The organism is Kitasatospora sp. NPDC005748, from assembly GCF_040630735.1.
In the GTDB taxonomy this organism is placed as follows: domain Bacteria; phylum Actinomycetota; class Actinomycetes; order Streptomycetales; family Streptomycetaceae; genus Kitasatospora.
Genome location: NZ_JBEXYD010000062.1, coordinates 1 through 12,295, shown reverse-complemented (window position 1 = coordinate 12,295; position 12,295 = coordinate 1). Strand labels below are relative to the sequence as shown.

Annotated in this window: 10 protein-coding genes; 9 read left to right on the top strand and 1 reads right to left on the bottom strand. The window is 68.6% G+C overall.

Annotated features, from left to right (window positions below; all coding sequences use genetic code 11):
• Positions 1 to 37: 37 nt before the first annotated feature.
• From ABZ495_RS30390 to ABZ495_RS30350, 9 genes are all read left to right on the top strand, one after another.
• Entirely contained in the window at positions 38 to 964 is a 927-nt protein-coding gene (locus ABZ495_RS30390; RefSeq protein ID WP_329489443.1) for an ABC transporter permease, read from the top strand.
• A gap of 76 nt (positions 965 to 1,040) precedes the next feature.
• Complete coding sequence (locus tag ABZ495_RS30385; protein ID WP_352290041.1) at positions 1,041 to 1,955, top strand: ABC transporter permease; 915 nt, start codon at positions 1,041 to 1,043, stop codon at positions 1,953 to 1,955.
• Between the two features lie 15 nt (positions 1,956 to 1,970).
• Positions 1,971 to 3,020, top strand: a complete 1,050-nt coding sequence (locus ABZ495_RS30380) for an ABC transporter ATP-binding protein (protein WP_329489444.1) — start codon at positions 1,971 to 1,973, stop codon at positions 3,018 to 3,020.
• Positions 3,013 to 4,134 carry a dipeptide ABC transporter ATP-binding protein gene (locus ABZ495_RS30375; protein WP_359811961.1) on the top strand — a complete coding sequence of 374 codons (1,122 nt, stop codon included), beginning with the start codon at positions 3,013 to 3,015 and terminating at the stop codon, positions 4,132 to 4,134. Before ABZ495_RS30380 ends, ABZ495_RS30375 begins: the two co-directional genes overlap by 8 nt.
• A 412-nt stretch (positions 4,135 to 4,546) precedes the next feature.
• Positions 4,547 to 6,196, top strand: a complete 1,650-nt coding sequence (locus ABZ495_RS30370) for an ABC transporter substrate-binding protein (RefSeq protein ID WP_359839097.1) — start codon at positions 4,547 to 4,549, stop codon at positions 6,194 to 6,196.
• Between the two features lie 93 nt (positions 6,197 to 6,289).
• Positions 6,290 to 7,234: an ABC transporter permease gene (locus tag ABZ495_RS30365; protein WP_359811967.1), complete on the top strand. Its 945-nt coding sequence runs from the start codon at positions 6,290 to 6,292 to the stop codon at positions 7,232 to 7,234.
• Positions 7,227 to 8,201 (top strand): ABC transporter permease, encoded by a 975-nt coding sequence (locus ABZ495_RS30360; RefSeq protein ID WP_329489448.1) that lies wholly within the window; start codon positions 7,227 to 7,229, stop codon positions 8,199 to 8,201. Before ABZ495_RS30365 ends, ABZ495_RS30360 begins: the two co-directional genes overlap by 8 nt.
• A 15-nt stretch (positions 8,202 to 8,216) precedes the next feature.
• Positions 8,217 to 9,317 (top strand): ABC transporter ATP-binding protein, encoded by a 1,101-nt coding sequence (locus tag ABZ495_RS30355; RefSeq protein WP_359839095.1) that lies wholly within the window; start codon positions 8,217 to 8,219, stop codon positions 9,315 to 9,317.
• A complete protein-coding gene (locus ABZ495_RS30350) occupies positions 9,310 to 10,329 on the top strand; it encodes a dipeptide ABC transporter ATP-binding protein (protein WP_359811971.1) in 1,020 nt (339 codons plus the stop codon). The genes ABZ495_RS30355 and ABZ495_RS30350 overlap by 8 nt, the downstream gene beginning before the upstream one ends.
• Before the next feature lie 58 nt (positions 10,330 to 10,387).
• Here ABZ495_RS30350 and ABZ495_RS30345 read toward each other — a convergent pair whose 3' ends face one another.
• The gene (locus ABZ495_RS30345; RefSeq protein ID WP_359811974.1) at positions 10,388 to 12,097 is read right to left on the bottom strand and encodes an ABC transporter family substrate-binding protein; all 1,710 of its coding nucleotides are present in this window, start codon (positions 12,095 to 12,097) and stop codon (positions 10,388 to 10,390) included.
• Between the last annotated feature and the right edge of the window lie 198 nt (positions 12,098 to 12,295).

Here is a 12,295-nt window from a genome sequence, read left to right as displayed (position 1 = left end):
GTCACGGGCCGACCAGTCACCTAGGAAGGAGGCTCGGATGGGAAGTTATGTGCTGCGGCGGGTGCTGCAGATGATCCCGGTGTTCTTCGGCTCCACATTCCTGATCTTCCTGATGGTCTACACGCTGCCCGGGGACCCGGTCGCGGCGCTCTTCGGGGACAAGGCCGCGGACCCGGCGGTGGTGGCCAATCTGAAGCACAAGTACTACCTCGACCAGCCGCTGTGGAAGCAGTACCTGCACTACATGGGGAACCTCTTCCAGGGCGACTTCGGGACGAGCTTCACCGGCCGGTCGGTCACCGACATCATGGCGGACGCCTTCCCGGTCACCATCCGGCTGGCGCTGATGGCCTTCGCCTTCGAGCTGATCGTCGGGCTGGCGCTCGGCCTGGTCTCCGGCCTCAGGCGCGGCAGCGTCCAGGACACCCTGGTGCTGGTCCTGACCCTGGTGGTGATCTCGATCCCGGTGTTCGTGCTGGCCTACATCGCCCAGACGATCTTCGCGACCAACCTGGGCTGGGTCACCCCGACCGTGCAGGACTCCAAGGACCTCTCCCAGCTGATCCTGCCCGCGATCGTGCTGGGATCGCTCTCCCTCGCCTACGTCGCCCGGCTCACCCGGACCTCGATCGGGGAGAACCTGCGGGCGGACTACATGCGCACGGCGGTCGCCAAGGGCCTGCCCCGGCGCACCGTCATCACCCGCCACCTGCTCCGCAACTCGCTGATCCCGGTGGTCACCTTCCTCGGGACCGACCTGGGCGCGCTGATGGGCGGTGCGATCGTCACGGAGGGCATCTTCAACGTCCAGGGCATCGGCAACGTGCTGTACCGGGCGATCAACCAGAAGGAGGGCCCCACCGTGGTCGGCATCGTGACCGTCCTGGTGATCGTCTACCTGGTCGCCTCCCTGATCGTCGACCTGCTCTACGCGGTCCTGGACCCGAGGATCCGTTATGCCTGACCTGCATGACGAGGGCGAGTTCAAGCCGCACGCGGCCCCGGGCCTCGACCACCTGGACTACGCCGGCGAGCAGGGCATGGCGGTCGAGCAGGAGACCCTGGTCGAGGGCGATCCGGCCAAGCGGGAGGAGGCCCGCAGCCTGTGGGGCGACGCCTGGCGGGACCTGCGGCGCCGGCCGATCTTCCTGATCTCGGCGATCCTGATCCTCCTGCTGGTCGTGATGGCGATCTTCCCCTGGGCCTTCACCGACGCCGATCCGCGCAAGGCCGACCTGGTCAACGACTACCTCAAGCGCCCGGACTGGTCGGACTTCTTCGGCGCCGGCTGGTTCGGCTACGACGGCCAGGGCCGGTCCATCTACGCCCGGGTGGTCTACGGGGCCCGCGCCTCGATCACCGTCGGCATCTTCGTGACCCTGGGGGTCACCCTGCTCGGCGGGCTGACCGGGATGGTCGCCGGGTACTTCGGCGGCGCGGTGGACGCCGTGATCTCCCGCGTCGTCGACATCTTCTTCGGCATCCCGCTGCTGCTCGGCGCGCTGGTCCTGCTGGGCGCGTTCTCCGCCCGCACGGTGTGGAGCGTGGTCATCGCGCTCGCGGTGCTCGGCTGGACGCAGATCGCGCGCGTCATGCGCGGGGCCGTCCTGACCGTCAAACAGTCCGACTACGTGGTGGCCGGCCGGGCGCTCGGCGCGAGCACCGGGCGGTTGATGTTCCGGCACATCCTGCCGAACGCGATCGCGCCGGTGATCGTCGTCGCCACGATCGCGTTGGGCGGCTACATCGCGACCGAGGCCACGCTGAGCTTCCTCGGCATCGGCCTGCAGGATCCGACCATCTCCTGGGGCATCGACATCGCCTCCGCCCAGAAGGTCATCCGGACGGCCCCGTACGTGCTGTTCTTCCCGGCCGTGGCGCTCTCGATCACCGTGCTGGCCTTCATCATGCTGGGTGACGCGGTGCGCGACGCCCTCGACCCGAAGCTTCGCTGAGCGAGGGGACTCATCGTGACCACAGCTGTCGACACCGGCAAGCCCCAGCGGGAGACGCCCTACGAGGGGCCGCTGCTGGACGTCCGGGACCTGCACGTCGAGTTCGTCACCCGGGACGGCGTGGCGAAGGCGGTCAACGGGGTCAACTACAGCGTCCGGGCGGGGGAGACCCTGGCGGTGCTGGGGGAGTCCGGTTCGGGCAAGTCGGTGACCGCGCAGGCGATCATGGGCATCCTGGACATGCCCCCGGCCCGCATCCCGCAGGGCGAGATCCGCTTCCGGGGCCGGGACATGTTGACGATGGGCAAGGAGGAGCGCCGGAAGATCCGCGGCCAGAAGATCGCGATGATCTTCCAGGACGCGCTCTCCTCGCTGAACCCGGTGCTGAGCGTGGGCTTCCAGCTCGGCGAGATGTTCCGGGCCCACCACGGGGCGTCGCGCAAGGAGGCCAAGGCCAAGGCCGTCGAGCTGATGGACCGGGTGCGCATCCCGGCGGCGAAGGAGCGGGTCAACGACTATCCGCACCAGTTCTCCGGCGGCATGCGCCAGCGCATCATGATCGCGATGGCGCTGGCCCTGGAACCGGACCTGATCATCGCGGACGAGCCGACCACCGCGCTGGACGTGACCGTGCAGGCGCAGGTGATGGACCTGCTGGCCGAGCTGCAGGCCGAGTTCCACATGGGGCTGATCCTGATCACCCACGACCTCGGCGTGGTCGCCGACGTCGCGGACAAGATCGCCGTGATGTACGCGGGCCGGATCGTCGAGACCGCCCCCGTGCACGAGCTGTACGCGCGGCCGGCCCACCCGTACACCCGGGGCCTGCTGGACTCGATCCCGCGGCTGGACCAGAAGGGCCAGGAGCTCTACGCGATCAAGGGGCTGCCGCCCAACCTGCTGCGGATCCCGCCGGGTTGCGCGTTCAACCCGCGCTGCCCGCGCGCCCAGGACATCTGCCGGGCCGAGGTGCCCGAGCTCTTCCAGGTCACCGCGGACGACGGCAGCGAGCTGGCCGGGCGGGGCAGTGCCTGCTTCTTCTGGAAGGAGACCCTCCATGGCTAGCCCGCTCGGGCCCGCGGTGCCCAAGGAGGAGGCGTTCGCGCAGGCCGTGCGGCCGGGCGAACCGATCCTCGAAGTCCAGGACCTGGTCAAGCACTTCCCGCTGACGAGGGGCGTCGTCTTCAAGAAGCAGGTCGGCGCCGTGAAAGCGGTCGACGGGGTCAGCTTCGACCTGATGCAGGGGGAGACGCTCGGCATCGTGGGGGAGTCCGGCTGCGGGAAGTCCACGCTGGCCAAGGTGCTGATGAACCTGGAGCCGGCCACCGGCGGATCGGTGCGCTACAAGGGGGAGGAGATCTCCCGGCTCTCCGGCTCCGCCCTGAAGGCGGTGCGGCGCAACATCCAGATGGTGTTCCAGGACCCGTACACCTCGCTCAACCCGCGGATGACGGTCGGTGACATCATCGGCGAGCCGTACGAGATCCACTCCGAGGTGGCGCCGAAGGGCGACCGGCGCCGGGCCGTCCAGGACCTGCTGGACGTGGTGGGTCTGAACCCGGAGTACATCAACCGGTACCCGCACCAGTTCTCCGGCGGCCAGCGCCAGCGCATCGGCATCGCCCGGGGGCTGGCGCTCAAGCCGGAGGTGATCATCTGTGACGAGCCGGTCTCGGCGCTGGACGTCTCCGTCCAGGCGCAGGTGATCAACCTGCTGGAGCAGCTGCAGGGCGAGTTCAACCTCTCGTACATGTTCATCGCGCACGACCTCTCGATCGTCCGGCACATCTCCGACCGGGTCGGCGTGATGTACCTGGGCAAGATGGTGGAGATCGGCTCCGACCGGGAGATCTACGACCACGCGACGCATCCGTACACCCAGGCGCTGCTCTCCGCGGTGCCGGTGCCGGACCCGACGGCGCGCGAGTCCCGGGACCGGATCGTGCTCGTCGGGGACGTGCCGTCGCCGGCCAACCCGCCGTCCGGCTGCCGGTTCCGCACCCGCTGCTGGAAGGCGCGGGACAGGTGCGCCGTGGAGGTGCCGCTGTTGGCCGCCCCGGCCTGGCTGGACGGGCACGCCCGGCACGACTCGGCCTGCCACTTCGCGGCGGAGCGCGGGGGCCCGGACGGTGGGGAGGGCGCGGCGGGCACGCCGGAGCCCCCACCCGAATCCAGTTGACACAGTTGTCCTGACCACGCACCAAGGGCGCGTCCTCCCTCCGGAGGGCGCGTCCTTGCGTTGTCCTGCGGAAACGCCGGAATTCCCGGCCCGGAAATGATCATTACGCTCCGTAAAGCATCGAATACCGGAGCTTATTGTTCGTTATCCGGAAACCGGAACGCGGCATTCCAGGTTCGATATGCCGGAATTTGGCGAGCATTGTCATGACTTGGTCTGAGCATGTAATTGAAAAGAGATGTGAGGCGGATTCCGCCGGAGGGGTCGGGTGATCGATAGTTGCTCTGCGCGTATCAGTGGTCACCTCGCCAACTGTGCGGATCGGCCCTGAGATGTCGACCCTTGCCATGCCCGGCACACCGACTGGCGAGGCGCCGTTCGTTCGTAAGCCCCTAAATCGAGAGGCACTTGAATGAGGCTCACCAAGACCATGCGTTGGACCGCGCTCGCGGCGTGCGCCGCACTCGCGATCTCCGCCTGCAGCACCGGCGGCGACAAGAAGTCCTCCAGCGAGGCGAGCGGCGCCGGGTCGGGCAAGAAGGGTGGCTCGATCAGCGTCGAGCTGGGTGAGCCGCAGCACGGGCTGGTGCCCCAGAACACCTCCGAGTCCGAGGGTGCCGAGGTGCTCAACGCGATCTTCGCGGGCCTGGTCGACTACGACATCAAGGACAACTCGCCCAAGCTCCGGGTCGCCGAGTCGATCGAGAGCCAGGACGCCACCACCTGGACGATCAAGCTGAAGGACGGCTACACCTTCCACAACGGCGAGAAGGTGACCGCCCAGTCCTTCGTCGACGCCTGGAACTACGGCGCCAACCAGGACAACGCGCAGGAGGCCCTGCCGTTCTTCGACAAGATCCTCGGCTCCGACGAGCTGGCCCCCGGCAAGGACAAGAAGCCCACCGCCGACAAGCTCAAGGGCCTCGCGGTCGTCGACGACAAGACCTTCACCGTCACCCTCAAGGCGCCGTTCTCGCAGTTCAAGACGATGCTCGGCTACAACGCGTTCTTCCCGCTCCCGAAGGCGTTCTTCACCGACCCGAAGGCCTTCGAGGACGCGCCGATCGGCAACGGCGCGTTCCAGATCGACGGGAAGTGGGAGCACAACAAGCAGATCAAGGTGAAGCGCTTCGAGAACTTCCCGGCGTCCGACGGAAAGGCCAAGCTGGATTCCGTCACGTTCAAGATTTACGACAAGCTGGACACCGCGTACAACGATCTGCGAGCGGACAACATCCAGATCACCGACAAGCTGCCGATCTCGGCGATGGCGACCGTCGCCCAGGAGTTCGGCGACCGCTACATCTACAAGCCGGATTCCGGCGTCGGTTACCTCGGATTCCCGATCTCGACGAATCCGGCATTCGCCAGTCCGGACCTCCGCAAGGCGATCTCGATGGCGATAGACCGGGAATCGATCACCAAGACCATCTTCTCGGGCACCCGCAAGCCCGCCGACGACTTCATCAACCCGATCATTCCCGGGTACCGCCAGGGCGCGCTCGGCGACGCCGCGAAGTACGACCCCGCGAAGGCCAAGGCGCTCTTCACCCAGGCCGGCGGCCTGCCCGGCAACACGCTGGAGATCGGCTACAACGCCGACGGCGGCCACAAGGAGTGGATCGAGGCCGTCGGCAACCAGCTCAAGGCGAACCTGGGGATCCAGGTCACCTTCAAGCCGTTCGAGAAGTTCGGCGCGATCCTCACCGCGCTGGGCGAGCACAAGTACTCCGGCGCCTTCCGGATGGCCTGGTCGATGGACTACCCGTCGATCGAGAACTACCTGCGGCCGATCTTCTCCAAGGTCGCCATCGACAACGGGTCCAACTACGGCGGCTACGTCAACGAGGAGTTCGAGGCCCTGCTGTCCAAGGCGGACGCGGCCAAGACCGACGCCGAGGGCATCAAGCTCTACCAGCAGGCCGACGACATCCTGGTCAAGGACCTGCCGTACATCCCGGTCTACACCTACATGTCCTCCGCGGCGTACACCAAGACCGTCAAGAACGTGAACGTCAACGCCCAGGGACAGATGGACCTGGCCAACGTCGAACTGGCCTGACCGACATCCAGCTGACCGGCACGCCGGGACGGGTGGCGCGGGCAACCCCCGTGCCGCCCGTCACGGGCCTGCCCCGAACCACGAGGAGGCCGCATGGGCCGCTATGTGGTCCGCCGGATCATCCAGGCCATACCTGTGATCCTCGGCGCGACGTTCCTGATCTACGCACTGGTCTTCCTGCTGCCTGGCGACCCCATCACGGCACTGGCCGGTGAGAAACGGCAGGACCCTGCCGTCGTCGCGGTCCTGCGGGACCGCTACCACCTGGACGACCCGTTCTTCATCCAGTACTGGGACTACCTGGTCGGCCTGTTCAAGGGCGACTTCGGGGAGGACTACCGCGGCAACGAGGTCGTGGACGTCATGAAGACGGCGTTCCCGTACACCATCAACCTGGCGGTGACCGCGCTGGTCATCGAGATGGTGGTGGGTGTCACCGCGGGTGTGATCGCCGCCCTGCGCCGCGGCAGGTTCATCGACAACGTGGTGCTGATCTCGACCCTGATGGTCATCTCGATCCCGGTCTTCGTGATCGGCTTCGTGCTGCAACTGGTGCTCGGGGTGAAGCTCAACACCGATTACGGCATCGACTTCTTCCCGGTCTCGTTCAACGAGGACGCCGGCTTCCGGTCCTATCTGCTACCGGCCTACGTCCTCGCCTCCACCTCGCTGGCGTACATCGCGCGGCTCACCCGGACCAGCCTGATCGAGGTGATGCGGGCGGACTACGTCCGCACGGCGGTCGCCAAGGGCCTCAGCCCGCTGCGGGTGGTCGTCCGGCACGGCCTGCGCAACGCGCTGATCCCGATCGTCACCTTCCTGGGCATGGACCTCGGCGGGCTGATGGGCGGCGCGGTCATCACCGAGGGCATCTTCAACATCCCCGGAGTCGGACACCAGCTCTTCCAGTCCGTCTACCTGCGCGAACGCACCATCGTGGTGGGCATCGTGAGCGCCCTGGTGCTCGTCTACCTGTTCGCCAACCTGGTGGTCGACCTGCTGTACGCCGTTCTGGACCCGAGGATCCGCTATGAGTGAGCCGACGAAGAGCGAGGACACCAAGGTGGCGATCCCCGAGCAGCCCGGCTCCGCGGCGCCCGGGACCGCGGTGCTCACCAAGGACGCCGAGGCCGGCCGGACCGGCAACGAGCGGGTGGCCAGCCTCTGGACCGACGCCTGGTACGACCTGCGGCGCAATCCGCTGTTCCTGATCGGCGGGTTCCTGGCGCTGTTCATGGTGGCGCTCGCCGTCGCCCCGAGCCTGTTCACCGACGGGGACCCGACCTCGGCGGGGTTCTGCAACCTGTCCGACTCGCTGAAGCGGCCCAGCGCCGACCACTGGTTCGGCTTCGATGTCCAGGGCTGCGACATCTACACCCGCACCGTCTGGGGCGCCCGCAACTCGATCATCGTCGGCATCCTGACCACCTCGCTGGTGGTCGCCGTCGGCGGCACGCTGGGCCTCTGGGCCGGCTGGATCGGCGGGATCTGGGACAGCCTGCTCTCCCGGGTCACCGAGATCTTCTTCGCCATCCCGCTGCTGCTCGGCGGCATGCTGATCATGTCCACCTGGGGCAAGGGCAACGCCTGGACCGTCTCCGCGGTGATGGCCGTCCTCGGCTGGCCGCAGATCTACCGGCTGATGCGCTCGGCGGTGCTCTCCAACAAGCACAACGACTACGTGGTCGCGGCCAAGGCGCTCGGCGCCGGCACCGGGCGGATCGTCTCCCGGCACATCCTGCCGAACGCGGTCGCCCCGGTGATCGTGGTCTCGACCATCAACCTGGGCGTCTACATCGGTGCCGAGGCCGCGCTCTCGTACCTCGGCATCGGCATCCAGTCCCCGGCGATCTCCTGGGGCCTGATGATCAGCGACGCGCAGTCCCGCTTCCTGACCGCGCCGCACGTGCTGCTCTTCCCGGCCGCGGTGCTGAGCATCACCGTGCTGGCGTTCATCATGCTCGGCGACGCGGTACGCGACGCCCTCGACCCGAAGCTGCGCTGAGGAGGGCCGCGGACGATGAGTGACACGACGAAGCTGTCGAAGCAGTCGAAGGACGGCACCCCGCGCCGGGACGCCGTGGAGGTGATCGGCGGCGGCCGGGAGAACCTGGTGCCCGGAACGCCGCTCCTGGAGGTCGACGACCTGCACATCGAGTTCCACACCCGGGACGGCGTGGCCAAGGCCGTCAACGGCGTGAGCTACTCGGTGTCGGCCGGGGAGACCCTGGCGGTGCTGGGGGAGTCCGGCTCGGGCAAGTCGGTGACCGCGCAGGCGATCATGGGCATCCTGGACATGCCCCCGGGGAAGATCACCGCCGGCTCGATCCGGTTCCGGGGCGAGGACCTGCTCACCATGAGCCCCAAGGCCCGGCGGGCGGTCCGCGGCCGGAAAATCGCGATGATCTTCCAGGACGCGCTCTCCTCGCTGAACCCGGTGCTGAGCGTGGGCTACCAGCTGGGCGAGATGTTCCGGGTGCACCAGGGGGCCTCCCGCAAGGAGGCCAAGGAGCGGGCCGTCGAGCTGATGGAGCGGGTGCGCATCCCCGCCGCCAGGCAGCGCGTCGGCGACTACCCGCACCAGTTCTCCGGCGGCATGCGCCAGCGCATCATGATCGCGATGGCGCTGGCCCTGGAGCCGGACCTGATCATCGCGGACGAACCGACCACCGCCCTGGACGTCACGGTCCAGGCCCAGGTGATGGACCTGCTGGCCGAGCTGCAGGGCGAGTTCAACATGGGCCTGATCCTGATCACCCACGACCTCGGCGTGGTCGCCGACGTCGCGGACAAGATCGCCGTGATGTACGCGGGCCGGATCGTCGAGACCGCCCCCGTGCACGAGCTGTACGCGCGGCCGGCCCACCCCTACACCAAGGGCCTGCTCCGGTCGATTCCCCGGCTGGACCAGAAGGGCCAGAACCTCTACGCCATCCAGGGCCTGCCGCCGAGCCTGCTGCGGATCCCCGAGGGCTGCGCGTTCAACCCGCGCTGCGACCGGGCGGCGGACCGCTGCCGCGGCGAACTCCCGCGGCTGGTGCCGGTGCTGGACTCCGACGGGGCCGATCTGCCGGGCCGCCGCAGCGCCTGCCACTTCTGGAAGGAGACCCTCCATGGCTGAGCCCATCCTGGAGGTCAGGGACCTGGTCAAGTACTACCCGCTGACCCAGGGCATCGTCTTCAAGAAGCAGGTCGGCGCCGTGAAGGCGGTCGACGGCATCTCCTTCGAGCTGAGGAAGGGCGAGACGCTCGGCATCGTCGGCGAGTCCGGCTGTGGCAAGTCCACGCTGGCCAAGGTCCTGATGAACCTGGAGCGGGCCACCTCCGGCCAGGTGCTGTTCAAGGGCCAGGACATCACCCGGCTCTCCGGCGCCGGGCTGAAGGCGGTGCGCCGCAACATCCAGATGGTCTTCCAGGACCCGTACACCTCGCTCAACCCGCGGATGACGGTCGGCGACATCATCGGCGAGCCCTTCGAGATCCACCCGGAGGTGGCGCCGAAGGGCGACCGCCGCAAGGCCGTCCAGGACCTCCTGGACGTCGTCGGCCTGAACCCGGAGTACATCAACCGGTACCCGCACCAGTTCTCCGGCGGCCAGCGCCAGCGCATCGGCATCGCCCGGGGGCTGGCGCTCAAGCCGGAGCTGATCATCTGCGACGAGCCGGTCTCCGCCCTGGACGTCTCCGTCCAGGCGCAGGTGATCAACCTGCTGGAGCAGCTGCAGAGCGAGTTCGAACTCTCGTACATGTTCATCGCGCACGACCTCTCGATCGTCCGGCACATCTCCGACCGGGTCGGCGTGATGTACCTCGGCAAGATGGTCGAGATCGGCACGGAGGACGAGATCTACTCGCACCCGACCCACCCGTACACCCAGGCGCTGCTCTCCGCGGTGCCGGTGCCGGACCCGACCGGGCGGGAGCAGCGCGAGCGCATCCTGCTCACCGGCGACCTGCCGTCCCCGGCCAACCCGCCGTCCGGCTGCCGGTTCCGCACCCGCTGCTGGAAGGCGGAGGAGCGCTGCGCCACGGAGGTCCCGCTGCTGGCGGTGCCCGGCACGCTCAGCGGTCCGGCGGCGCACGACTCGGCGTGCCACTTCGCCGAGGTCCGGGACGTGATCGGCGCGGGCTGAACCGGTCGGCGGGCCGGGCCCCGGGGCGTGCTCCCCGGGGCCCGGCCCGCCCGGCCGTTCACCGCTGGAAGGCGACGTTCTCCCAGACGATGTCGGACAGGCCCTGCGCGCCGATGTTGGCCAGGTCGGCGCGGGCGCCGTACAGCTGCGGGCGCTGGTAGAGCGGCAGCACCCCGGCCACCTTCCACAGCTCGCCGTCGGCCTGGTTGATGGCCTCGAAGGCGGTGGCCGCGTCGGTCGCGGCGGCGGCCCGGTCGAGGGCGGCGTCGACGGTGGCGCTGCCGGCCAGGGAGTGGTTCGTGCCGCCGTTCTGGACGAAGTTGGCCCGGTTGCCGCTGGCGGGGAAGGGCGTGCCGAGCAGCGAGTAGGCGGCGATGTCGAAGTCGTGGCGGTTGACGTACTTGTCGAAGTACTCGTTGGCGGCGGCGGTCACCGTGGTGACCTTGACGCCGACATCCTTGAGCATCCGGGTGGTCACGGCGGCCTCGTTCTGGGCCTGGGTGACCCCGGCCGGGATCACCATCCGCAGGTTCAGCTCCCGGCCGTCCTTCTTGCGGACGTCACCGTCGAGCTTCCAGCCCGCCGTCTCCAGCTTGCGGACGGCGCCGGCCGGGTCGAACCGGCTCAGGCCGAGCGAGTTGTCCCGGTAGGCGTTCTGGTTGGCCACCAGCAGGTGGTTGTTGAGGGTGACGGTGGGCCAGTCCAGGCCGCTGAGGTCGGAGCGGGTGATGGCGTCCCGGTTGATCGCCTGGAACAGGGCCTGCCGGACGGCCGGGTCGGTCAGCAGGGGGCTGCGGCTGTTCAGCGTGAACTGGCGGAAGTCGGGCCCGCCGGCGCGGCGCACGGTGGCGCCCTTGGTGCTCCTGATGAGCTGGTAGCCGGCCACGTCGGGGCCGTTGTTGAAGAAGTCGATCTCACCCTTGGCGAAGGCGGCGGCCATCGTGTTGGGCACCATGGCACGGAAGACGATCCGGTCCAGCAGCGGCTTCTCGCCCCACCACCCGGGGTCGGCGACCAGGGTGACGGTCTGCGCGGCCCGGTCCAGCTTCTCCACCTTGAACGGGCCCGCGGTGACCGGTATCGCGTCCAGGTAGGCGGAGTTGAACAGGTCCGCGGTGGCGATCCGGCTCGCGGGCAGCAGCGGGGCGTTGGCGGCGCCGTTGAACATCGACTGCCACTCGGAGAACGGCTTGTCGAAGGTCATCACGGCCTGGAAGTCGTCCCGGCCCCGCTCGACCGACGAGACCAGCTCGAAACCGGTGCTGCTGGAGGCCTTGAAGGCGGGGTCCTTCCCGTTCAGGGCGTGCCAGTTGGCCGCGATGTCGCGCCAGGTGAGCGGGGTGCCGTCGGACCACCTCGCCTTCGGGTTGAGCGTCCAGGTGACGACCTGGTGGCCGTCCCGGAGCTCGGACCGGGCGTCCTGGAGGTAGGCCGGGTTGATGCTCTGGGTGCCGGCCGCGTCGGAGCGGAAGAAGGTCGGCAGCAGCGGCTTGGTGACGGTGACCGTGGAGGACTCGCTGCCGTCGGTGTGGATCGGCGACCACTGGGTGGAGTACTGCGCGACCGCGACCCGCAGGGTGCCGCCCGGGCGGAGCTCGGCACGGTCGTGCGGATTGATGTCGACCGCGGTGAGCTTGGGCGATTCGAGCGGGGTCGGGGCGGCCTGGGCGCCGCCGGTGCCGGAGCCGCAGGCGCAGAGGGTCAGCGAGAGCGAGACGGCGGTGAGGCCGGCGAGCAGGGCCGTGCGGTGCGAGGTGAGGCGGCCCATGATGCTGCTCCCGGTGCGGATGTGAAGGATGTGACGGAGGGTACGGCGTCACATCTTGGTGACCGGGGTGGTGAGTTGTCGAGGGGCGGGCCCGGATCCGGGCCTGGAGATCTCCGGCGCCGCCCGCTCCGGCCCGAACCTCACCGGGGCCCGCTTCAAGCTGACCCACGTCGAGTCGGACCGCGAGGTGGTCTACCC